23 protein-coding genes are annotated in these 24,237 nt (G+C 38.6%); 2 read left to right on the forward strand and 21 right to left on the reverse strand.

Going from position 1 to position 24,237, the window contains the following annotated elements:
* Nucleotide 1: 1 nt before the first annotated feature.
* The 13 genes from ruvB to AC3RV6_RS10100 all read right to left on the reverse strand — a co-directional run bounded on the left by ruvB (nucleotide 2) and on the right by AC3RV6_RS10100 (nucleotide 15,604).
* On the reverse strand, nucleotides 2–1,012 hold the full coding sequence (gene ruvB, locus AC3RV6_RS10040) for a Holliday junction branch migration DNA helicase RuvB (protein WP_489745903.1): 1,011 nt from the start codon (nucleotides 1,010–1,012) through the stop codon (nucleotides 2–4).
* Nucleotides 1,013–1,241: 229 nt separating this feature from the next.
* Entirely contained in the window at nucleotides 1,242–1,847 is a 606-nt protein-coding gene (ruvA, locus tag AC3RV6_RS10045) for a Holliday junction branch migration protein RuvA (protein WP_489745904.1), read from the reverse strand.
* A 265-nt stretch (nucleotides 1,848–2,112) separates the two neighbouring features.
* On the reverse strand, nucleotides 2,113–2,640 hold the full coding sequence (locus tag AC3RV6_RS10050; protein WP_489745905.1) for a (2Fe-2S)-binding protein: 528 nt from the start codon (nucleotides 2,638–2,640) through the stop codon (nucleotides 2,113–2,115).
* A gap of 25 nt (nucleotides 2,641–2,665) precedes the next feature.
* Nucleotides 2,666–3,523 carry an FAD binding domain-containing protein gene (locus AC3RV6_RS10055; RefSeq protein WP_489745906.1) on the reverse strand — a complete coding sequence of 286 codons (858 nt, stop codon included), beginning with the start codon at nucleotides 3,521–3,523 and terminating at the stop codon, nucleotides 2,666–2,668.
* A 1-nt stretch (nucleotide 3,524) separates the two neighbouring features.
* The gene (locus AC3RV6_RS10060) at nucleotides 3,525–5,966 is read right to left on the reverse strand and encodes a xanthine dehydrogenase family protein molybdopterin-binding subunit (protein WP_489745907.1); all 2,442 of its coding nucleotides are present in this window, start codon (nucleotides 5,964–5,966) and stop codon (nucleotides 3,525–3,527) included.
* Nucleotides 5,967–6,290: 324 nt separating this feature from the next.
* Complete coding sequence (locus tag AC3RV6_RS10065; RefSeq protein WP_489745908.1) at nucleotides 6,291–6,872, reverse strand: ureidoglycolate lyase; 582 nt, start codon at nucleotides 6,870–6,872, stop codon at nucleotides 6,291–6,293.
* Nucleotides 6,873–6,974: 102 nt separating this feature from the next.
* Nucleotides 6,975–7,757 (reverse strand): enoyl-CoA hydratase/isomerase family protein, encoded by a 783-nt coding sequence (locus tag AC3RV6_RS10070; protein WP_489745909.1) that lies wholly within the window; start codon nucleotides 7,755–7,757, stop codon nucleotides 6,975–6,977.
* 62 nt (nucleotides 7,758–7,819) lie between these two features.
* Complete coding sequence (leuD, locus tag AC3RV6_RS10075) at nucleotides 7,820–8,419, reverse strand: 3-isopropylmalate dehydratase small subunit (RefSeq protein WP_489745910.1); 600 nt, start codon at nucleotides 8,417–8,419, stop codon at nucleotides 7,820–7,822.
* Complete coding sequence (gene leuC, locus AC3RV6_RS10080; RefSeq protein ID WP_489745911.1) at nucleotides 8,416–9,840, reverse strand: 3-isopropylmalate dehydratase large subunit; 1,425 nt, start codon at nucleotides 9,838–9,840, stop codon at nucleotides 8,416–8,418. Before leuC ends, leuD begins: the two co-directional genes overlap by 4 nt.
* Before the next feature lie 21 nt (nucleotides 9,841–9,861).
* Complete coding sequence (locus AC3RV6_RS10085; protein WP_489745912.1) at nucleotides 9,862–11,070, reverse strand: CaiB/BaiF CoA transferase family protein; 1,209 nt, start codon at nucleotides 11,068–11,070, stop codon at nucleotides 9,862–9,864.
* An 89-nt stretch (nucleotides 11,071–11,159) separates the two neighbouring features.
* Nucleotides 11,160–12,923: a hydantoinase B/oxoprolinase family protein gene (locus AC3RV6_RS10090; protein ID WP_489745913.1), complete on the reverse strand. Its 1,764-nt coding sequence runs from the start codon at nucleotides 12,921–12,923 to the stop codon at nucleotides 11,160–11,162.
* A gap of 4 nt (nucleotides 12,924–12,927) precedes the next feature.
* Entirely contained in the window at nucleotides 12,928–14,976 is a 2,049-nt protein-coding gene (locus AC3RV6_RS10095) for a hydantoinase/oxoprolinase family protein (protein WP_489745914.1), read from the reverse strand.
* Nucleotides 14,969–15,604: an isochorismatase family protein gene (locus tag AC3RV6_RS10100; RefSeq protein ID WP_489745915.1), complete on the reverse strand. Its 636-nt coding sequence runs from the start codon at nucleotides 15,602–15,604 to the stop codon at nucleotides 14,969–14,971. The genes AC3RV6_RS10095 and AC3RV6_RS10100 overlap by 8 nt, the downstream gene beginning before the upstream one ends.
* Nucleotides 15,605–15,945: 341 nt before the next feature.
* Here AC3RV6_RS10100 and AC3RV6_RS10105 point away from each other — a divergent pair, with 341 nt between their 5' ends.
* A complete protein-coding gene (locus AC3RV6_RS10105; RefSeq protein ID WP_489745916.1) occupies nucleotides 15,946–16,617 on the forward strand; it encodes a GntR family transcriptional regulator in 672 nt (223 codons plus the stop codon).
* Nucleotides 16,614–17,498: a hydroxymethylglutaryl-CoA lyase gene (locus AC3RV6_RS10110; protein WP_489745917.1), complete on the forward strand. Its 885-nt coding sequence runs from the start codon at nucleotides 16,614–16,616 to the stop codon at nucleotides 17,496–17,498. The genes AC3RV6_RS10105 and AC3RV6_RS10110 overlap by 4 nt, the downstream gene beginning before the upstream one ends.
* A gap of 292 nt (nucleotides 17,499–17,790) precedes the next feature.
* On the opposite strand, the gene AC3RV6_RS10115 is transcribed toward AC3RV6_RS10110, so the two are convergent.
* The 8 genes from AC3RV6_RS10115 to rpmA all read right to left on the reverse strand — a co-directional run bounded on the left by AC3RV6_RS10115 (nucleotide 17,791) and on the right by rpmA (nucleotide 24,236).
* Entirely contained in the window at nucleotides 17,791–18,519 is a 729-nt protein-coding gene (locus AC3RV6_RS10115; protein ID WP_489745918.1) for a YebC/PmpR family DNA-binding transcriptional regulator, read from the reverse strand.
* Nucleotides 18,520–18,531: 12 nt separating this feature from the next.
* Entirely contained in the window at nucleotides 18,532–19,383 is an 852-nt protein-coding gene (locus tag AC3RV6_RS10120; RefSeq protein WP_489745919.1) for a phosphotransferase, read from the reverse strand.
* A gap of 25 nt (nucleotides 19,384–19,408) precedes the next feature.
* Entirely contained in the window at nucleotides 19,409–20,380 is a 972-nt protein-coding gene (locus AC3RV6_RS10125; protein WP_489745920.1) for a LysM peptidoglycan-binding domain-containing protein, read from the reverse strand.
* A gap of 151 nt (nucleotides 20,381–20,531) precedes the next feature.
* Entirely contained in the window at nucleotides 20,532–21,428 is an 897-nt protein-coding gene (gene pheA, locus AC3RV6_RS10130; RefSeq protein ID WP_489745921.1) for a prephenate dehydratase, read from the reverse strand.
* Nucleotides 21,429–21,445: 17 nt separating this feature from the next.
* Nucleotides 21,446–21,901, reverse strand: a complete 456-nt coding sequence (locus AC3RV6_RS10135) for an ACT domain-containing protein (RefSeq protein ID WP_489745922.1) — start codon at nucleotides 21,899–21,901, stop codon at nucleotides 21,446–21,448.
* Between the two features lie 39 nt (nucleotides 21,902–21,940).
* On the reverse strand, nucleotides 21,941–23,224 hold the full coding sequence (gene obgE / locus AC3RV6_RS10140) for a GTPase ObgE (protein WP_489745923.1): 1,284 nt from the start codon (nucleotides 23,222–23,224) through the stop codon (nucleotides 21,941–21,943).
* Nucleotides 23,225–23,235: 11 nt separating this feature from the next.
* On the reverse strand, nucleotides 23,236–23,754 hold the full coding sequence (locus AC3RV6_RS10145; RefSeq protein WP_489745924.1) for a Spo0B domain-containing protein: 519 nt from the start codon (nucleotides 23,752–23,754) through the stop codon (nucleotides 23,236–23,238).
* Between the two features lie 197 nt (nucleotides 23,755–23,951).
* Nucleotides 23,952–24,236: a 50S ribosomal protein L27 gene (gene rpmA / locus AC3RV6_RS10150; RefSeq protein ID WP_489745925.1), complete on the reverse strand. Its 285-nt coding sequence runs from the start codon at nucleotides 24,234–24,236 to the stop codon at nucleotides 23,952–23,954.
* Nucleotide 24,237: the final 1 nt, after the last annotated feature.

Below are 24,237 nucleotides of genomic sequence, written 5' to 3' on the forward strand. Positions count from 1 at the left end.
ACTATTTATTGTTTTGTTCAGGCATGATATAACCGAAATGATCATACGCGAGCTTTGTAACGACTCGTCCACGTGGAGTTCTTTGTAAAAACCCGATTTGTAACAAATACGGTTCATAGACATCTTCAATTGTTACAGATTCCTCACCTATACTTGCCGCAATCGTATCAAGCCCAACAGGTCCACCCGAGAACTGTTCTATCATACCAGAAATTAAGTTATGGTCGATATGATCTAGCCCATGTGAGTCAACTTGTAACATTTCTAACGCTTCGTGTGATGTTTCCAATGAAATCTTACCATCCCCACGTACTTGTGCATAATCACGCACACGTCTTAGTAATCGATTCGCGATCCGAGGGGTTCCACGGGATCTTTTCGCAATTTCTGTCGCCGCCTGTCGATCAATGGACACATCAAATACTTCCGCACTCCGCACAACAATTTCAGTTAACGGCACTTCACCATAATACTCAAGTCGGATTGGTACTCCAAAACGATCTCTAAGTGGGGCTGAAAGTGATCCCGCACGAGTTGTCGCTCCAATTAACGTAAACGGAGGCAAGTCTAGTCTAATCGAACGCGCGGAAGGACCCTTCCCAACAACGATATCTAAACAGAAATCTTCCATTGCTGGATAAAGTACTTCTTCTATAGAACGGTTTAGCCGATGAATTTCATCAATAAAAAGAACATCCCCTGGTTCAAGTGACGACACGACTGCCGCGAGATCACCAGGACGCTCAATTGCAGGTCCACTCGTCATTCTAATGTTTACATTCATTTCATTTGCTATAACTGTAGCAAGCGTTGTCTTACCAAGGCCTGGAGGCCCATACAAGAGGACGTGGTCAAGACTTTCACTTCGTCCTTTTGCCGCCTCTATAAAAATACTTAAATTATCCTTTACTTTTTCTTGCCCAATATATTGGCTAAGTAGTTGAGGCCTAAGTGATTGTTCAAAGCCTTCATCAAAATCCGTTGTTTCCCCTGACATAACTCGGTTCTCCATCGTGCACCTCCTTTTTAAAGAGCAATTTATTTGAATCAATATCATAATCTAATTCATATCCGAACAATATTGATTTCTGCTCCAGGCGGACGCTTTCCACGGGGCGTGCGGTGAGCCGCTTCCTTCGCTTCGCTCTGTCCAGGGTCTCACCTGTCACGCTAATCCCGTAGGAGTCGCCGCCTTCCGCTCCAATCAATAGAACTTTCATTAAAATTCACAAACAATTATCTCATTTACTTTTTAATAAAAGTTGTAAGGCCTTTTTCATATAACCTTCCGTGTCCAACTCTTCTTTTTCGAGATTAGGTTTAACTTTGTTTAATTCGCGTTGAGAATAACCTAGCGCTCCAAGAGCTAGGAGAGCTTCATCAAGCGCACCATTTTCAGCCATTGTAAGGAGAGAATGTTCTTCGTCATCAAAGTCAATATCACTGAATAAATCATGTAATTTACCTTTTAAATCCAAAATCATTTGACGAGCTGTTTTTTTACCCACACCTGGAAACTGTACAAGAAAGGTTTCATCTTCTCGCTCAATTGCACCTATGACTTGAGATGGAATACCGCTTGCTAGAATCGCTAGCGCACCTTTTGGACCAATACCGGACACAGTTATTAGTTTTTTAAATAATTCGCGTTGTTCAAGCGATTTAAAACCGAGCAATAACTGAATATCTTCACGTACATGCAAATAAGTAAAAACTTGTTGAATATCGTCTGTTTTATGAAATGCATATGGATTCGGAGTCATGATCAACCAACCAACGCCACTTTGTTCGAGTGTAATATGTTCGGGCGTTACGCGCGTAACAACCCCTTTTATGTAATCGTACACGAAATCGTCCCCTTTATGCACATATTATATGTCTACATTTAATTATACCATACGAACGCATCTTCTACTGTTCTAATATCTACAAATGAAACTTTTACTTTAATTAGATGATTTTTCAATTTAAATATGTTGAATTCTAAATCTGTTTATTAATATCCACTTTAATTACAGACATAACAAAAAAGATACTCCCTAATTAGGTTTGTTTTTCAACAATGCTAAGTAAGAAGTACCTGATTGAGACTGACATTCGATAAAGTTATATTTACTTTTTTCCAACCAATTCTTTGGCTATTAATTTTCCAACTGGTGTACTAGACATCTCTTTCGCTGCAGCTGCCACCGCTTTAACGGTCTTCTGATAGCCAGTGCAGCGACATAGATTTCCATTTAACGCTTGTCTAATTTCCCCTTCATTTGGATCAGGGTTATTCTCAATTAAATCAAGAGAGGAGAATAACATACCAGGTAAACAATAACCACATTGGAAACCATATTCATCCCAGAATGATTGTTGTACGGGATGCAGCACGTCGCCTTTTGCTAACCCTTCAATTGTCGTTACTTCACAACCTTCTGCACTAACTGCTAAAGTTAAACAAGATTTTGCTATTTTACCATCAACAACGACCGTGCAAGCGCCGCAGTCTCCAGTTAAACAGCCAATATGCGTTCCTTTTAAGTCGAAACCATCACGAATAGCTTCAACCAGGAGAGTCCTTGAATCAATTTCAGCTGATCTCTGTTGACCGTTTATGACCATTTGAATTGTCGTATTTTTTTGTTCGCTCATTTCAGCTCCACCTCTTTACAGTTATTTAACTTAGTGCATCTAGTAGCGCACGCTTTGCAATTACACCTGCAATACTTTTTCTATAATCAGCTGTAGCAAGCACATCGCTCCATGGTTTTTCAACAGCATTACATACCGCCTCTTCAACTTCAGCTAGTTTTTCATCCGTAATCTCAGCATTAACAAGAATTCCAGTTACATCAATCAACAACGGACTTGCACAAATCCCACCTAAGACTAATCTAATTGACTGGCATTTGTTTTCATTATCCATCGTTATAAGACAGCTACCAGTAGCAATCGGCCAACTACTTTCTCCGAATTTCAGTTTATAATAGCCTGTTTTTAGCCCGGAAGGAAGTGGTGGGATTATTATTTTAGTTAATAATTCCCCCGGTTTTATTACTGTTTTGAAAGCATCTGAAAAAAATTTTTCCGCCTTAACTTCTCTTTTTCCGTCTGCACTAACAAGGCGAAGTCGAGCATTCAATGCTACTAAACTAGCAGGAATGTCAGAACCTGGATTCGCATAAACTGCTGAACCTCCTATTGTCCCAAAGTTTCGGATTTGTGCTCCACCTGTTATACCTCTACTTACAACTCCTAAAAGTTCAACATTTTTCGTCAACGACTCAGTAGCTATGATTTGGCTATAGGTTGTCATTGCACCAAGTATAAACTCTCCATTTGCTTCATCGATTGTAGCAAGATTAGCATGCTTTAAATCTACAATTCGTTCAGGGCTTCTTTTCCAATGCGTCATCTCTGGAACAACCCAAGTTCCACCGCCAAGTATGGTTGTAACGTCTTTTTGATTTGCAAGACTCGCAATAGCTTGTTCGATATCTTTAGGAGCTTCATACATAAATTTTTCTTTTATCATATTAACCCACCTCCTGTGCAATCTTTGCTTCCTTAATCATTTGAAGCACATTAGGCGGACTAAGCGGCATTTTCCTGACCGTTACACCTAATGGCGAAAGTGCATCATCAACAGCATTTGCAATTGCCGCCTGGGCCCCACCTACACCACCTTCTCCAGCACCTTTCGTTCCCAAAACCGAGAAAGGACTCGGAGTAACTGTATGTTCCATTTCAATATTCGGGATATCTCCAGCTCGCGGCATTAGATAATTCTTAAATCTATCTGTTAAGAGAGTTCCGTCTTCATCATGAATCAGTTCCTCTGATAAGGCAGCCCCAATTCCCATAACAATGGCACCTTCCATCTGACCTTCCACTAATGTTGGGTTAATAATCGTTCCACAATCATGAATTACCCCAATACGCTGTAGATCTACACTACCTGTTTCTATATCAACTTCAGTAACAGCTACATGTACTGCATAGGAATAGGTAGGATATGGTTGAATTCTCCCTTTCTCATCAGGAATATGCGTGAGGTTATCAGGCTTGTATACTTTTGTTGATTCTAAAGCAGGCTCACCTACGTCAAATGATGTCGCAAACGCAGTTGTGTAGATTGTATAAGCTACATCTTTAAAAGGTATAGACGCTTCTTTCCCTTTTACTGAAATTATTCCTTGTTCAAATATCAAATTCTCTTGTTCTGTTTCAAGTAATAAAGCAGCAACTACGGCAACTCTTGCTCTAACATCACGTGCTGCGAGAGCAGCTGCCCCTCCACCAACAAGCATGCTTCGACCACTGTAATTACCAAATCCATATGGACAAATCCCTGTATCTCCTTGGATGACTGTAATATCTTCCATCTTGACTCCTAGTTCATCTGCAACAATTTGCGCAATTCCGGTGTCATTTCCACTACCTGGCGTCGTTACACCAGTTAAGACTGTAACATCTCCGGAAGGTCCTACTTTGACAGTTGAAGTATCAAATCCTCCCACAAGTGTCCCTGGAATATCTCCGCCTTCAGGTGTTAATTCAAAAGCAAAACCAATTCCGAGATACCTTCCTTCCTCTCGAAGTTTCGCCTGTTTTAAGCGTAGCGCTTCATAACCAATAAGTTTGATAGCCTTATCAATGGCACCATGATAGTCACCGCTGTCAATATTCAGTCCACCGTTCGTTTTATACGGAAAATCAGTTTTGGTTATTAGGTTTAGACGTCTCACATCTAGTGAATCCATTTCGAGTTTACGTCCGACCATATTCATTACTCTTTCCATCAGTAAGTTTGTGGCTTCTTTCCCGTATCCACGAGCCGCATTCCAAGGTCCTTTATTTGTTGTATTTATTGACACTTGAATATCAGTGTTTGCAATTTTATACCCAGTCGGAAAAGCTAATCCGGTTAGAAACGACATGCCCCATCCAGGCATTCCACCAAGCACGCCAATATTCGATGTTACATGGACCCGAAGACCCGTTATCTTCCCATCTTTATTAAACGCAACTTGAAAACGATGTTTCTGTTCTCTAGCGCCTATTAGGAAGGATTCCCTTCGATCTTCAATCCATTTAACAGGTCTATTCAACATTCTACTTAGCATACAGACGAGCGCCTCTTCAGGATGTCCATGCATTTTTAAACCAAAAGCTCCACCGACATTTGGAGCAATTACACGAAACTTATTTTCAGGTATTCCAAGTGTCTGTGATAGTACCCAACGCAATGGATGAGGGTTTTGACAAGCGCCGTAGAAATCCATTTTTTTATCAAAGTCATCCCATGACGCAACATAACCTCTTGTTTCCATAGGCGCATGTGCATATCGGTGCATTTCTATTTCATCTTCAATAAGATAATCAGCATCCTTTATGGCTTGATCTACATCACCCTCCACATAAGGAATGCGCATCACATTATTGTCATCCCATCCTTCATAATTTGGAATGAGGTCAGAATCCGAAGTTGCGCTTTGCGGTTGTATAACTACTCCAGGTACTAATGAATAAGCTAGCTGTTCATATTCAACCGTTATAAGATCTAGCACTTGTTCAGCATCATTCTTCGTTGTTGCAACAATGGCCGCAACAGGCTGTCCGGCATAAACAACCTTATCTGTAGCTAAACAGCGCAGCTCAGTAGTTTTTCCTCCGAAAATAGCTGGATCTATGAAATGGGGAATAGGGTTCGTGTGCTTCAGAACATCTTCTCCAGTTACAATCGTTAATACATTTGGATGTTTTAGTGCATGTTCTGTATCAATGCTTTTAATTAGCGCATGAGGATAAGGGCTTCTTAAGATTGCAACATGAACCAGATTTGAAAATTCAAGATCGTTTATATAGCGAGCTTTACCAGTTAAGAATTGATCACCGTTTAACTTTTTGGATCGTCCCCCTACATATTTATCAGACTTACGTTGTTCATTCCCACTCATCTTAACTTCGGTAGACATAGTTTGCCTCCTAATAATTTTTTAGTTTACATTTGAATCAATTTCATAATTACCATTACTTGCTACAACGACAAAACATATTTTTCGAGAACGGTTCAACTCGACTATATGTTGTGGTGGTGTAGCAATAAAATCCTATTATGAAAATGATTGTTATTAAGCTAATTATTAATTAACAATAGATTTAGTCGGACTACAGAATAAGCTTACGCAATATTCTGTTTACTAAAATACTTAGTAAAAATCTCCTTCAGATTAGGCTTTGAAAGCGTTATCCGAAAGAGATTAGTGGCAAATTTATTCATATAGATTAAAAACCAAACCTTAAGGCAATTCAAGTTTCAAAATAAAACCGGCACGCTCAGTGATATTTCGTTTTTCAACATCTAGTTGAGAGATTTCAGAAGTTTCATCTAAATTCGTTTCTAAACCACGCGTCAGTGATTGATGACTAGTTGTTAGAACAACTGTATTATTTGCTAAGGGAAATGGTGGTTCATGCCATGTCCCACGGTGAATATTCAAGCCAGTATTACCAGGCACAAAGAATGCGTGTACTTCCTCAATTGCCGGAACACCATCCACAATTTTCGCGTCTGGTTTAGCTACGGCCAAAATAAAAGGCTCGTTAGCAAATGGAATAAATGTTTGTGTCAACTCCATATGGCGCTCTAGAAAAATCACCCTAAATTCACGTAATCTTAACCGATTCAATAAAAACTCTACTGGCTGATCAGATTCAAATATACCTGCACGGTGAACATCAATTTCATCGTAAATATCTATAGCTAGTCTTTCTAGACCATCTATAGCTAGCACCTCTCCGAATGGCGCAAACGCTTCTCGTGTCAAAAGTTCAACTTTTACCGTCTTAACCTCAACTTTTTTCTCGACTTTAACTGACATAAATAAATTATTCCTCCCTTTAAATATCGTTTTGTACGAATTAAAAACTTTAAAACTATTGATAAATCATTATTACCAATAATAAAAAGAAGAATTAATTACTTAAGAAAAAACAGGACGTCTTTTTTCCAAAAACGCTGCTATTCCTTCCTTACCATCTTCTGATACAGTCATTTCAGAAATCATATCGGATTCCAACGCCATATGAGAATCTAAGCGATCTAGAAAACTATTATTTAGTAACTTTTTAGTCATTCCAAATGCAGCAGTAGGTCCGGCAGCAATATCTTCCGCAAAAGTTTTAGTCTTTTGTTGCAACTCACTATCCTCTACCACTTGTGTAACAATTCCCCATTCTAGTGCCTCTTTAGAAGATAAAACTCTATTCGTATATAACAACTCTTGCGTTTTTCTAAGTCCAATTAGACGAGGTAAAAAATAGGTACAAGAGCCATCTGGCGTTAATCCAACTTTTGTATAAGCTGACGTAAATTTAGCTGATTCACTTGAGATGACGATGTCACAAGAACTAAGAAGACTCAATCCTGCACCCGCAGCAGTTCCGTTAACAGATGCAATGACAACTTTTTTCATTCGAGCAAATAGACTAATCGCATTGTGGAGATAAGATGTAACTTCTTTTAAACTTAAATCTATTTGAGACCCTTCATCACTGAAGCTTTTTAAATCTCCCCCAAAAGAAAAGGCTTTTCCACTCCCCTGAACTACAACTGCATTTACTTCAGAATTATGCGTGCATGCTAACGCCGCTTCAAACAACTCTTTTGCGAATGGAACATTAATTGCATTTCCTGCATCCGATCTATTCATGGTAATTGTTGCCACTTTATTTTCTACTTCAACTACTAAATATTTATAAGACATTTTTTTCTTCCTCCCAAAATAAATTTTATTTAAATATGAAAATAGATTAACAGAACTAATTACTAGATTTTATAATAAATTTGATGCGTTTCTTCAAAGGTTTCAATATCTTGCATATGCTTAATTGTTGAACCGATTTCATCCAACCCTTCCAAAAGCATATTTCGCATATAATCATCTATTTCAAAAAATGCTTGATTGCCATTGTCATCTGCTATCGCTTTCGATTTAAGGTCAATTGTTAATTTGAATCCCTTATTTTCATTTACTTTATTGAAGAGCTCTTGGACGTATTCTTCGGACATTCTTATTGGTAAAATACCATTCTTAAAACAATTATTATAAAAAATATCTGCGAATGAAGGCGCAATAATTGTCTTGAAACCAAAATCTTTTAATGCCCAAGGCGCATGTTCCCTTGAAGAACCACAACCAAAGTTTTCTCTAGTCAATAAAATACTTGCATGTTTATAAATAGAATCATTTAACACAAAATCACCATTTTCAGTATCGCCAATATAACGCCAGTCATAAAACAGAAATTGACCATAGCCGCTTTTTTCAATTCTTTTCAAAAATTGTTTTGGAAGTATGGCATCCGTATCTATATTGCCGCGGTCTAGCGGTGCCACAATTCCAGTATGCGTTAGAAACGGTCTCATTGTAGTACCTCCTTGCGAGACTTCAACGGCCAATTACGAACATCTACAAAACGCCCTTTTATTGCCGCTGCTGCAGCCATTGCTGGACTAACAAGATGCGTCCTAGAATCTCGTCCTTGCCTTCCTTCAAAATTCCGATTTGAAGTTGATGCTACGCGTTCTCCCGGTTTCGCTACGTCGGGATTCATTCCTAGACACATGCTGCATCCAGCTTCCCGCCACTCAAATCCAGCATTTATGAAGATTTCTGCTAATCCTTCATCTTCCGCTTGTTTTTTAACATTTTGAGAACCAGGTACAACTAGAGCGCGAAGGCCGTCCGCTACTTTATAGCCGTCTACTATATTTGCCGCCTCTCTCAAATCTTGTATTCTACTATTTGTACAAGATCCAATAAATACGGTATTTATCTTAATATCAACTATTCGCGTACCAGGTTCGAGCCCCATATACTCAAGTGCATTTTCAGTCATTTCCGCCTTAATTTTTGACAAACCATCTGCACTAGGTATGCAATCATTAATCGATACAACAAGACCTGGATTTGTTCCCCAAGTCACTTGCGGCTCAACTAAATTACAATCAAGGTTAGCACTTAAGTCAAAAACAGCATCCGCATCACTAAATAATTCTTGCCAACTAGATAATGCTTGTTCCCATTTTTCACCCTTTGGAGCATGAAGCTTATCTTTCAAATAAGTAAAAGTCGTTTCATCAGGAGCCATCAATCCAGCGCGAGCGCCAATTTCAATCGACATATTACAAATCGTCATACGTTCTTCCATTGATAAGTTCCGAACAACTTCCCCGCGGTACTCGATAACATATCCAGTTGCAAAATCATGTCCATATTTACCGATTAAAGCGAGCATAATGTCTTTTGCAGTCGTCCCCAATGGCAGTTTACCATCAAAATTTACAGCCATTGTTTTTGATTTATACTGTTTTAGCGTTTGAGTAGCAAGTACATGCTCAACTTCACTTGTTCCTATTCCGAATGCCAATGTCCCGAACGCACCATGAGTTGCGGTATGACTATCACCACAAACGATTGTTTGACCAGGTTGTGTAAACCCTAATTCTGGTGCTATAACATGAACAATACCTTGATTTACACTAAATAGATCAAATAACTTTATGCCGAAATCTTTACAGTTATCCCGCAACGCATTTACTTGTTTTTCTGCAATTTCATCTACAAACGGTAGATTACGATCAGTCGTTGGTACGCCGTGATCCATAGTTCCAAGCGTTCTGTCGGGACGATGAACTCTTCGATTTTCTGCCCTAAGACCGTCAAATGCCTGCGGAGATGTAACTTCGTGAATTAAATGTAAATCAATATAAATAATATCTGGTTGTGAAACGCCTTCAACCACGATATGTCGATTCCAGAGTTTTTCATAAAGTGTCTCACCCACAACTATCCCACCTAACGCGATTTATATAATATTGTTTTCTTTCAATATTCTTAACTGCTCTGCGTTGTATTTTAGTAAGCCACCATAAACTTCTTCATTGTGCTTACCAATTACTTCTGCACCAACATTTTTCACTTCTCCTGGCGTTCTACTAAGCTTCGGAACAACACCCGGCATAGGAAATTCACCCAATGTTGGATGTTCACGTGTAATAATCATTTCTCTTGCTTCATATTGTGGGTCTTCTAGAATATCTTTTGCCGAATAAATTAAACCCGATGGAACGCCTTTTTCTGCCAATAAAGCTAACACATCTTTAGCAGCGTACGTTTTTGTCCATTCTTCGATTAGCTTATCCAACTCTGTCATATTGTCACTTCTACCATGATGGGTGGCGTACTTAGCATTCTCCGATAATTCTGGTTGCCCCATTGCTTCAGTTAAACGCTTAAAAACACCATCTGCATTTGCGCCTATTACAATATATGTTTCGTCTTTTGTCATATAAATATTTGAAGGCGCAACACCTGGTAAGATATTCCCCATGCGTTCACGTACATAATCTGCTAATAAATAATCAGGAATAATACTTTCCATTACCGCAAAAACAGATTCGTAAATTGCAGTGTCAACCACTTGCCCTTTTCCTGAATTATTTCTTTCCTGAAGAGCTGTCAAAGTACCAATTGTAGCAAAAAGCGCAGCTAGTGTGTCACCGATTGAAATACCTATCCTTGATGGTGGGCGGTCTGGGAATCCAGTAACATAACGGAGTCCACCCATAGCTTCACCAACACTACCAAATCCTGCACGCTCTTTATAAGGCCCTGTCTGACCAAATCCGGAAGTTCTCGTCATAATAATTCCTGGATTTATTTCAGATAATACTTCATAGGATAAACCCCATTTTTCCATCGTACCTGGTCTAAAGTTTTCGATAATAATATCTGATTCCTTTACTAATTCTTTAAAAACTCTTTGGCCTTCTTCAGCACGTAAATTTAAGGTAATTGATTTTTTATTTCTAGATTGAATCGGCCACCAAAGCGCTTCTCCATCTTTTTGTTGTCCCCATTGTCTCATCGGGTCTGGTTTATCAGGCGCTTCAACTTTAATAACTTCTGCACCAAAGTCTCCTAATAAACGTCCCGTGAAAGGACCCGCGAGTAATGTTCCAAGCTCCAAAACTCGGATACCTTCTAATGGCATTCTTTCCTTGTCAATTGTCATAAATAATCCTCCAATGGCTACATATTCTGGCTGTAAATTTTTTAAGCAATTGTGTGTTTATGCACACAATTGCTCATATCTATTATTCTTTAAACATATACTTTTTCGCGATTACCAAAATTGAAAGATTCCAAAGTTCCTCTATCCAATCTGATTTGTGCGCGAACAGCTTCTGTTTCCTCTTCATCAACTTCCAGATTTTCATCCAGATAGACGCCATAAGAATTTAAGGCTTTATCTCTGCTTACAAGACCTCTTGCAACATCTAATTGTACTTTTCCTACTGCTCTTTCCAATGGATCGCCCCACCCACCACTGCCGGCAGTAATGAATAATATTTGATCTCCTTTTTCAACTTGAACATCATCAATTTTAGAAGCTAAAGGTATTTTAGTTCCATCTTTTTTGATTAGCAATTTAGAAGAGACAGATCCAGGTTCACCACCATTAATTCCCCAAGGTTGAATTATTGCACGATCATCGTGAATTGACACAACGCCATTAGCTAAAACTGTATAGAGCCTTTCATTACAATTACCACCACGATAATAACCAGCGCCACCAGAATCAGTACCTGTCTTGTAAGAGTTTACAAGTAGAGGATAGTAGGTTTCTAAATACTCAGTTGGTATATTTACGAATGCCGGCCACCATGAATGACCATCCAATCCGTCACCAATCGGTCTACCCGGTAATCCTCCATATTGAACTTCCATAAGATTAAACTTCTCACCTTTATCATCTACTCCCGAGAAGATGAAATACGGACTCGTTCCGTAACCTGCTGCTGGGCTACTATCCGGTGCGTTCACCGAAAGCGCACCACTTAATACGTCGAACATACGGCTTAAAGCATGTGTTCGACATCCCAATGCGGCCGGGAATTCTGGATTCATTAACGTTCCTTCTGGAGAAATAATGTGCAGCACATCATAAAATCCATCATTAAAGTTAATATCTGGGTCAAAAGCTGATATTAAAAATGAACCGATAAACATTTTAAACATTGGTTCACTTAAATAATAATTGATAGGTCCAGGAGATTGCGGGTCCGTCCCTGTCCAATCAAAGAACGCGTGGTCATCTTCACGCCATATTGTAAGTTTCATCTTAAATGGTCCATTACCTAAACCATCATCATCGATAAAGTCTTCAAATGAAACTGGCTCAGTTGGTAAGATTTTAGTTATTAAATCACGCATCATCAGATTTGTACGCTCTAAAGTCGCTTCCATCGCTGCAAAAAATGTCTCTATACCAAATCTGCCACATATTTCTTGGACACGTTTTTCCGCTGTTCTACATGATGCTACAAGTGCCATCAAATCACTATAGTTTTCAAGTGGCGTTCTTGAATTTGCTTTTATTATTGTAATTATTGCTTCATTTAGAACACCTTTAGCAAATAACTTTACTGGTGGATAACGGACACCTTCACCATAAATACTAGTTGCATTTACTGGCATACTAGAAGGCACTGGACCACCTACATCAATTACATGTCCAAACATTGAAGAGTAACTAACGAGTGTTCCTTCATAAAATATTGGCAAAATAATCATCCAGTCGTTTACGTGTGAAACAGATCCTCCACTTGTATATGGATCACTTACAAAAATTACATCGCCTTCATGAATACCCTCTGAAAATTGTTTGACGACTTCTGGTACATGCGAACCAAAGTTCCCGACAACCATACTACCATTTGCATCTGTAATCATTGGAAAACAGTCATGTTGTTCACGAATTACTGGCGACATTGCCGCCTTGAATAAAGTGGCATCCATTTCATCTTTACTGTTCTTTAAAGCATTTTCGATAATATCAACTGTAATCGAGTCAATTTTCGTCATCTACTTATACCTCCCCTTGAATTAACAGATTTAAATTCTTATCTACCACGCCAATATTTCCTGGAAGAATAAGAGTCGTACTATCTTTTTGAGTAATAATTGCTGGTCCTGTTATTTTATTATTAGGTGTTAGTAAGCTTCGGTCATAAATAGTTGTTTTCAAAAACTTGTCTTCAAAATAAGCTTGGTGATTATCATTAATAACCGCTGCAGATGCATCTTCACAACCTGGTTCACTAATTGGAAGTTGCGGCGTTTCTACGATACCAATTGCAACGGCACGAATATTTACGATTTCTACTTCAGTATCCATTTTAAAACCAAAAGCAACTTCGTGCATGTCGTCGAATCTATTCTTAATTACATTTAGGCCCTCTTCTTTTAATTTAGAAAGATCAATCTCGAATGGAATTTCATGTCCTTGACGGAAATAACGAACATCTACCTCATATTTAATCGAACGTTGTTGTGCAGGAACTTCTTCACCTGCAAGCCACTGATCACACTCATCGCCAAGTACAGTCAATTCAGATAAAACGTCGTTCGCTTCTAAATTGCTTAATAAATTTATATACGTTTTAGAATATTCATTTCGAATATCTGCCTGTAAAAAACCTAACGCAGATAGCACGCCTGGAGTTGGAGGTATAATTACCGGAAAACTACCAGATAAATTACCAATTGCATTTGCATGCAAAGGTCCAGCACCACCTAAAGCTAATAAAGAAAACTCTCTTGGATCATAACCTTTTTCAACTGATACAACGCGTGTAGCACCATACATATTTTCATTGACAATATCATAAATCCCTTTAGCTGCTGCGTAGATGTCCACCCCAAGTTTTTCAGCTATTGGCTCCATCGCTTTTTTAGATTTTTCAATATCAAGCGCCATCGCACCACCGACAAGACTTGCAGGTAAGTAGCCCAAAACCATATTTGCATCTGTAACAGTCGGTTCAGTTCCGCCTTTGCTATAACATGCTGGTCCTGGTGTTGCTCCTGCACTGCTTGGACCTACACGTAGGGCACCTGTTAATGGTACGTGAGCAATAGAACCTCCGCCTGCCCCAATACTAACAACTCCTAATGAAGGAGCTTTTACAGGGAATACGCCAACTTGGGTTTCTCTAACCACTTTTGGAACACCGTCATATGTTAAAGAAACGTCTGTAGATGTACCCCCCATGTCAAAAGATATAATGTTTTTATTGCCTGTTTGAACCCCAATCATCGCCGATGCAGTTACGCCACCTGCAGGACCTGAAACCATCGTGTGAACTGGTCGTGAAGATGCTGCGGCAATACTCATTAACCCACCGTCAGACCGAACAATACTAATACGGCTATCAATCTTCTCTTCAACAAGTTTAGTTTCAACGTTTTTCAAATAAGATTGCATCGATGGCCGGACATAAGAATTCATAACAGTAGTTAATGTTCTTTCATATTCTCTGAATTCCGGTAATATATCATAAGAAATTGATACAGGAATATCTGGATTAACAGATTCGGCGATTTCTCTAATTCTCTCTTCATGAGATGGATTCGCGTAAGAGTTTAATAGGCTAATTGTTAAACTCTTTACACCTTGCTCATAGAACTTAGTAATTTTTTTACGGATATCATCTTCATCCAATGCTAAATGTACTTCACCTTTAGCAGTCATTCTTTCTTTTGCGCCTGCAGTATTGATTAAATCTGCTAATGGATCTGGTTTAAGAAAGCCCATCCAAGCACTTACAGGTGCTGGCGTCCATGAACGTGCAACATGTAAAATCTGTTCAAAACCTTCAGTTGTAATCAAACCAACTTTCGCTCCCTTTTCTTCGAGAACAGCATTCGTTGCTACAGTCGTTCCGTGAATAATTGAACGTATATCATTCACGTCAACATTTTGTTCTTTACAAATCTTCAGGATTCCTGTAATCAAACCTTCTGATTGATCATGTGTTGTAGAGGGTGTTTTTGTTCCGAAAAATTCCCCAGTCTTCTCATTTTGTAAAATCACATCTGTAAATGTTCCACCTACATCGACTGCAACTCTATACATAGCTCATATCCCCTTTTATGTTTGATAGGTAATTTTTTACTGCTTCCAAACTAACTACGTCTCCATATTTTGTTTGAATATCGGATAGACTCGCCTCATGCGCCGAACTTGAACGATCGCCTACGCATTCCTCTGGTATCACTACTTGATAACCATGTTGAAGTGCGTCTACAGCAGTTGCCCGAACACATCCCGAGGTGGAACATCCAACAATAATAGCTGTATCAATTTTTTCAAATGACAGAATAGAGTTCATGCTAGTACCAAAGAAAGCGCTTGCAAACTTCTTAACAACTAATAGCTCATTTTCCTTATCTCTCTCAAGACGAGGATCAATTTCGCTAGCTTCACTTCCTTTAGTCAAAATTTTTAAGGCTGGTATTTTTCGTATAAAATGTGCACCGTCTTTGAAACTAGGTTCATACTCAACAGACGTAAAAATAACGGTAATATCTTTTTGCCTTGCCATCTTTAATAATTCTTGTGTTGCTGTAATTTCATTTTCAAGGTCAGAACCTAATGGTGAATTTGGATTTGTAAACCCTTTCATAAAATCAACAACTATAATAGCTGGATTAAAACCCATGCCCGAATTTTGCGCAAATCCACTTAACTTCTCATTTAACATATTAGCCTCCAATTGGTAAATTAAAGAGTAGTAATGTACAATCAAACGAGCTTTTGTTGATTAGGTAATAACTAAATTCATTTATTTAATTTAGTTATAAAATAATCCTTTTCGGATTAACCTCCTTTTTAAACTATAAGTAAATAGTTGCTTCTGAAGTGTTTAAACTTTCTGAATACAACGTAACTTTATCATTCTGTATACAATTAGTCAATAGGTTGATTTTATTTATTGTGAAATTAATTTACTTAAACAGTTACAACAGCTTTATTATAGTTTTGTTGAAAGTTTACATTGTCTTCACACACATTACTGTATACAATAAAATAAGAGGTGAGATTGTGAATCCCTATAATATAATTAAAAATGCTATAATTATCGGTGAATTAGGGCCTGGTGAAAGATTAACCGAAGAAGCATTGGCCGATAAACTGAAGATTAGTCGCACCCCAGTTCGTAAAGCAATTCAACAATTAGAATCAGATGGATTAGTTACTCCTTTTCAACGGAGAGGAGTTGTTGTTCGTGAGTTTTCAATCAATGACATAAGGCAAATCTATAATCTTAGAGCATTACTTGAAAGTACTGCTGCAGGAGAAGCGGCTTTAAATTGCTCTCCTGAAAATTTAAAGACAATTATAGAAGCTAATACTCATTACGAAAAAGCAATAGCTAATCATAAGCAATCGGATTTATCTAGCATTCAGAATATCCAACAAACTAATCAAGATTTTCATGAGGCTGTTTTTGCAGCAACTGAAAATGAACATTTGCACGCACATATCGCAAAAGTTGTTGTCGTTCCATTAATTTTCCGATCGTTTTACTGGTATTCCGAACTGAAATTATTACAATCTTTAGAAGCACATAAAACAATCGTCCTAGCAATACAAAACAAAGAACCTGATCGCGCTAAAGCTGCAATGCAAGAACATATTTTACAAGGTCGAGATTATGTGTTAGCAAATGAAAGTAAAATAAATATTGAATTATGGAGAGGAGAAGTTAAATGATAAATATTTGTGAAGTCGGCCCAAGAGATGGACTTCAAAATGAAAAGATGTTTTTATCCGTCGAGATCAAAGCGGAGATGATTACACGGTTAATTGAAGGTGGAATAAAAAAGATTGAAGCAGTTTCATTCGTTAATCCAAAAGTCGTTCCACAAATGGCTGATGCTGAGGAACTAATGAAGATTGTTCCAAAAGATAAAGGCGTTAGTTACGCGGGGCTAGTCTTAAATTATTCCGGTCTACAAAGGGCTTTGGATACTTCTATTGATGCACTTCATATTGTAACAGCAACAAGCGATGAATTTAACTTGAAGAATGCTAGAAAAACGGTCGATCAAAGCGTATTTGAACTTGTAAACGTAATCGAAGAAGGGGCACAAGCCAAAAGATCAATAAATGGTATTTTAGGCACAGCATTTGGTTGTCCGTTCGCGGGCGACGTACCAATCGAGCGCATCTTAAATGTCGCTGATCAATTTATAAAGGCGGGAGCAACCGAAATAACTTTAGCGGATACGACAGGTGTAGCAAATCCAATACAAGTTAGTAATGTCGTTAATAGATTTAAAGAATACTTTGGTGAAGATATTAAACTCGGCCTACACTTTCATAATACAAGAGGATTAGGCATCGTTAACGTCTTTGCCGGTTACCAAGCAGGAGTTCGTAATTTTGATTCATCCATAGCAGGCCTCGGTGGATGTCCATTTGCACCTGAAGCTGTTGGAAATGTATGTACAGAAGACATGATTAACATGTTTGAAAAAATTGGCGCTAAAACAAATACGAATCCAGCAAGTTTAGTTGAGACTTCACGTTGGTTAGAAGCACAAATAGGCAGAAAACTCGACGGCATGATAATGAGACTGAAAAATATGTAGCTAAATTTGAATTTAGGTAAAAAGATTATTTATGCAAATATAAAAACTCAGTCAATTTTATATTGACTGAGTTTTTATATTAACTAAACCTATCACAACTAAAAAAGTTTTGACAACCGCCTTTTTCTTTAAATATAATTGTTAGTTTGACCAATAATAAATCTTCGCTATTCCTACTTTAATAATAAATATTATTTATAAACAAAAAAGGCTACTCCCTAACCAAGATTGTTTTTTCAACAATACTCGTAGGAAGCACCTTAATTAGATGATCTTATAAAAATGACAAAAGTTACTCATTCTCACTTGCATTATGGTAAACGTCTTGCACATCATCATCGTCTTCGAGCGCATCAATCATCTTCTCGAATTTCTCCGCATTCTCTTCTGAAATATCCGTATGCATTGATGGTATCATTTCAATTTCCGCAGAAATAAACTCAACACCTTCAGCCTCAAGTGACTCTTTAACTTGTAAAAATTCTGATGGTCCTGTGACAATTTCAAAACCGTCTTCAGATGACTCAATATCTTCTGCACCTGCATCGAGCGCAGCCAACATTATCATATCTTCATCGGTTTCATCTGTACGTTCAATAAACAAACGTCCTTTACGATCAAACATATACCCGACAGAACCACTTTCACCGAGATTACCGCCATTTTTAGAGAAAGCAACGCGAACGTTTGGCGCAGTCCGGTTTCTATTCTCTGTTAAGCAATAAACTAAAACAGCGACACCACCAGGTCCATAACCTTCATAAATGACTTCTTCATAGTTTTCATCAGAACCTGATCCTGTTGCTTTATCAAGCGCACGTTTCACAACGTCGTTTGGTACGTTTACACTTTTTGCTTTTTCAATCGCTAAGCGGAGTCCTGGGTTCATCTCTGGATCCGCACCGCCCGATTTGGCTGCCATAAAGATTTCTCTCGACATCTTCTGAAATACTTTACCGCGTTTTGCATCTTGTGCGCCTTTACGGTTTTTTATATTGTTCCACTTCGAATGTCCTGCCATGATGCAGCCCCCCTATTTTTTCATCCGTTCTACATTATACCATAATTTTGGCCAATGTGAGAGTGCAGAATCTGTAAAAGGGACCAATTTTCTTACCTGTCTCTGCTGTGCAGACGCGGACAAGGTAAAGAAATGAAGCCATTCACGTAACAGTTCATTCGGATAAAGAAGAAGCACCTTCGATGAATAATCTAAATCACATAAAGAAGGTTGTTCATCCATTAAAAACTCGATATCATACTCAATCTGCGGAAGTACACGATGCATCCACAATGCAATTTCAGTCCCTGCAGGTCCGGTACATGCCAAGTCAAAATCGATAAAACGAATAAAGCCATCTTGATCCCTAAGAATATTGTGATGAACGACATCACCATGCAGTAATGTTTCTTCTAATTCATCACGATATTCTTTTCGAACAATTTGTAAGGCACTTTCCGCATAGTACAGAATGGATTCAACTTGGCCTTTCCCAATAAATGTTTCACAAACTTCGCTTATCTCCCGAAAACGTTCAATACGACTACCCCATTTCGTGATTAGCGGATATGTGTTCAAGTAAGGATAAGCTGACCAATCCACAAGACTTCTAGTTTCATGCAACCTATTTAAAGCTTCAAGCGAATCTGTTCGATCAGCTCTTTTTTTAAAGTTAACCGCTCTTGCACCATCAAGCCACGGTTGTATAAAAGTTACCATATTCGTATTCGACAATACGCTCACTAAATGCGGATACGATACTGAATTAAGTGTTTCATGCAGTGATTTCACCTTTACTGCTGTTGAATATGAATCATAGCGTTTTAAAGAATAATAAGTCCCCGCATTCTTTAATTTCCATACATTTTTCTTAATTTGTTGCATTTCCCCGTCTAATTCCACAGGCCGATCAATACTGTCCGTACCTATTATGCCCTTGCATCGGCATCATATGATAAGGCATTGGCTGATGACAGCTATGACAATGATTTATTGGATTTTGGGGAGCTACTGGATATTGACTTCCACATCCACAAGGCATACTTTGTGGATTATTTGGAAAACCAGGTTGAATCGGCCCCCATTGATTTTGAGGCATTTGCAAAGGCTGTGTTTCCATCGGATATCTCATATGATTCATTGAAGTTGATTCATTTCGTTCCCAATTTTCATACCGCTTATCTTCTTCCGGCAACTGAATAGGTCCGTGTCCCGGAAATAAAGAAGACTCTTCACATTCTTTTTCAATAACTGGCAATTGAGGCGTCGGTAACGGTATTGGCCCCGGACCAGGTGACGCAGGCTGCTCATAAGTCGGCATTTGTGGCATTTGCGGCATAGGCGTCATTTGTAAATGATGCATATAAGGATAGCAATCGGCATCATGTATAGGCATCCAGCCGCAAGGAATACCAATTATCGGAAAGTGGTGTGCGTGATGCATCGGCATTTGCGGTGCTGGTTGCTGCATAGGTGGTAACGGTTGAACCGGTGTCATCTGCGGTATTTGCGGCGCTGGCGGTGTCTGCGGCATAGGTGGTAACGGTCGAACCGGTGTCATCTGTGGCATTTGTGGCACTGGTGCATGCGGTTTTGCCGGCGGCTTTGTCGGCTTTACCTCGTTATGGTGTTGCGGCTTACTTGTAGGTGGTATTTTCACGGGTTCTTTATGCGATTTATCCCCCCCACTCTCTCCTTTTGTCGGCGCATGCGGTTTCCCCTTATCCCCCTGTTTTTTTGTTAACATTATTTTCATACCCGGTACAATATAATCTGGATTCGCTAGATGTGCATTTACTCTTTTTAATTCTTCAAACGAAACGCCGTACTGTCTTGCAATTTTCCACAGCGTATCGCCTTTTTGAACAATATGGACTTCCACTTAAATATTTCCCCCTTCCGTCACTTTATCGTATGACTGGACACCCACCTTTGTGAAACCTTTTAAAAGTGGCGCTCCTTCATACCATTTATATGCGCCTGGTGGACATTTATGCGAAAAACCGCCACATCCTCTAAAGGACGTAACGGTTTTAATTCAAACTAGCGAAACCTTTTCTTTTTTGTTCATAACTGAAATAAGAACCAAATGACCTAACCTCACACTTAAGTGCTGCGAGCTCTTCTAGCGCCCCTTTCATCATTGGAGCATCCTCAGCTTCAAGTACATCAATAATAAAAAAGTATTGACCAAGACCTGTTTTTAACGGCCGTGATTCAATTTTACTCAAATTTAATTTTCGCCAAGCAAATACTGATAGCACTTGGTGCAGACCACCTGACCGATCTTCTTCTGGTAGTTTCACCATAAGTGTCGTTTTAGGTAAATTGGAATGCGTAGGATTTTCTACGTTACCCTTCCGCTGTGATAAAACTACAAATCTTGTGTGATTGAAATGAAAATCATGAATATTTTCTTCAACCATATGTAAGTCATATTTTTTTGCGGCAAATCTATTTCCAATTGCCCCAATTTTTTCATCAGGATTTTCAGCGATATACTTCACCGCAGCCGCTGTTGAAGTCGTTGAGACAAGCGGAATTTTACTAAATTGGTATAATAAATACTTATGACATTGCGCTAGTGCATGTGAATGAGAATGAATGGATGTCAGCTCATCTACAAAGTTTACTTGCGTTTTATTAACCATCAAATGCATTTCAATCGGGATTGACAATTCTGCATTAATGAACAATTCTTTTTCATTATACATATAATCTATTGTCATTGGCACTGATCCTTCTAAAGCATTTTCAAGTGGAACAATCGCATATGTAGCACGACCTGAAGTGACCGCTTCAATACAATCGGGAATTGTCGGATAAGGCGATAAACCAGATGCTCCAAATAGATAATCTGCCGCAATATGAGTAAATGTTGCTTCTGGTCCAAGATAAGCTATTATTGGCGTAAAGTTTTTTTCATTCAAACTATTTCCCTCCTCTATTAAAGGGCTCCTGAACTAATTAAAGAAACCGATTCAACAAAATCCGGATTCTTTAATTTCAGAAGCAAATCTTCCATTTTAATCGACATTGCTGTTACGTCAAGCGATAGCGTAATATTAGCGCGCGCTTGAACAGGTATCGTTTGATGTATCGTTAGGATATTACATTTAGATTCAGAGACAATTCCGAGCAAAACTGCTAATGCCCCTTTTCGGTCTTCTAGCTGGATAAAAATCGTTAATATACGCTCTCTGGCAATTGATTCGAACGGAAAAATCGTATCACGATATTTATAAAATGCACTGCGAGAGAGTCCAACTCTTTTCGCAGCATCTTGTATTGTGGTTTCTTCCCCATTCGCTAAAAGTCTTTTCACCTCAATTGTTTTGAGCATCGATTCTGTTAGAACATCTTCCCTAACCAGGTAGAAACGACCATCACCTAACAATTTCATAAAATACCCCCTTTACCTAAAACAAATTAACGTAATCCTTTATTCGATAAATTCAAACTCAAAGCCAAGTATACGGATGATATCCCCATCTTTTGCACCGCGTTCACGAAGCTCATCATCGACACCCATACCCCGCATTTGTCTTGCGAATTTACGAACAGATTGGTCAAAGTTAAAATCTGTCATCTTAAATAATCTTTCAAGTGAATAACCTGATAACACAAATGCTCCATCATCTTCACGAGTAATCTCGAAACTTGATTCTTCTTCATGTTTATAAAGAACTGATTTCTCGGCATCCTCTTCAAGTGCGTTAAGTGGGAATTCTGGTGTAACTTCAATTAAATCAGTTACTGCAAATAAAAGTTTATCGATTCCTTTTCTTGTAACTGTAGATATCGGGAAAACCTTTATATCATCTCCGAGTTTTTCTTTAAATAAACGAAGATTTTCTTCAGCATCTGGCATGTCCATTTTATTGGCTACGACAATTTGCGGTCGCTCCATAAGTCGTAAATTATATTGTTTTAACTCAGCGTTAATTGTTACATAATCCTCAAACGGATCACGACCTTCAAGGCCTGACATATCAATCACGTGGATAATAACCTTCGTACGTTCGATATGACGTAGAAACTGGTGTCCCAGGCCAACGCCTTCAGAAGCGCCTTCAATTAAACCAGGAAGATCAGCAAGCGCAAAGCTACGGCTATCACTCGTTTCAACTACACCTAAATTCGGGACAAGTGTTGTAAAAGGATAATCCGCAATTTTAGGTCTCGCTGCTGATACGACAGAAAGTATTGTTGATTTTCCGACACTAGGAAATCCAACAAGTCCTGCATCTGCAAGTACTTTTAATTCTAAAGTAATTTCTTTATCGACGCCTGGTTCACCCATTTCAGATAATTCAGGAGCCGGATTTTGCGATGTTGCAAAACGACTATTTCCTCGTCCGCCCCGTCCACCCTTTGCTATGACAGCTGTTTGACCATGCTCGACTAGATCCGCAATAATTGAACCGTCTGCATTATCTGTAACAAGTGTTCCAGGTGGTACTTTGACAATCATATCCTCGGCATATTTACCGTGCATATTTTTAGCCATACCATGTACGCCACGGTCCGCATTAAAATGACGCTGATAACGAAAATCCATTAGTGTACGCAAGCCCTCATCGACTATAAAAACAACGTCAGCACCTTTACCACCGTCACCACCTGCAGGTCCTCCAAACGGGATATACTTTTCGCGACGGAATGCTACCATACCGTCACCACCACTTCCACCTTTAACATAAATCTTAACGTGATCGACAAACATATTAGTTCCTCCTATTGTCCACTTAGTGTGAACGACCATAAATTTTGGGACACAGACTCTTCAACAGTAAAACTTTCACCTGATACCAAAGTTTGTTGTCGTTCGAGTAATGTACCTTTAATAATTATTGTAATTGACCATTCGATTTCGCTTGCAATGATATCAATATGGACATCATATTCTGTAGCAGGGTCTAACAAATTCTTTATCCCACTGAATGTTTGTACTAGATAGGATACAATTTCCTCATCATCAGCTTTTCGAATCCCAGGTTTAATCGTGCTTGTTAGTGATTTCTGAAATGCGGGATACAACCAACTAAAAGTCTGTATCCATTGTGTAGTTTGAGGTAATCCCAGTAACTCTATGCTAGATTCTTGTCTCATTTCAGCAGTTACATCCATAATTAATTTCTTCGCTTCAGAAATATTTTCTAAATCGATATGCATCATAACGAGTTGAAGTTTGTTAGAAAAGTCATGACGCGCAAATTTTAATGCTTTTGCTATCGTCAGTTGTTTTTTATCCATTTTTCTCACTCCGTTAATTCCATAATAACTATAGTATACCATTTTTAGTTCGATTTCGATAAGCGAAGGATTAGATTTTAATATTGTATTTAAATTTAAAGTACCTAAGTGTGGTTTATCATTCACACATACTATCAATTAATTAAAAAAAGGACTGCACATACATTATGCGCAGTCCTTTCTGTCATCAATTATAATTATTGAGCTTCAGAATAAACGCTCACTTTTGTTTTACTACGGCCGTAACGCTCAAAACGTACGACACCGTCAATTTTCGCAAAAAGAGTATCATCACTTCCACGACCAACGTTCTCGCCTGGGTGAATTTTAGTTCCACGTTGACGATAAAGAATTGAACCACCTGTTACGAATTGTCCGTCAGCTCTTTTAGCGCCAAGACGTTTCGATTGTGAATCACGACCGTTTTTAGTTGAACCTGCTCCTTTTTTCGAAGCGAAAAACTGGAGATTTAATTGTAGCATC

The organism is Sporosarcina sp. So3-204 (assembly GCF_058068165.1).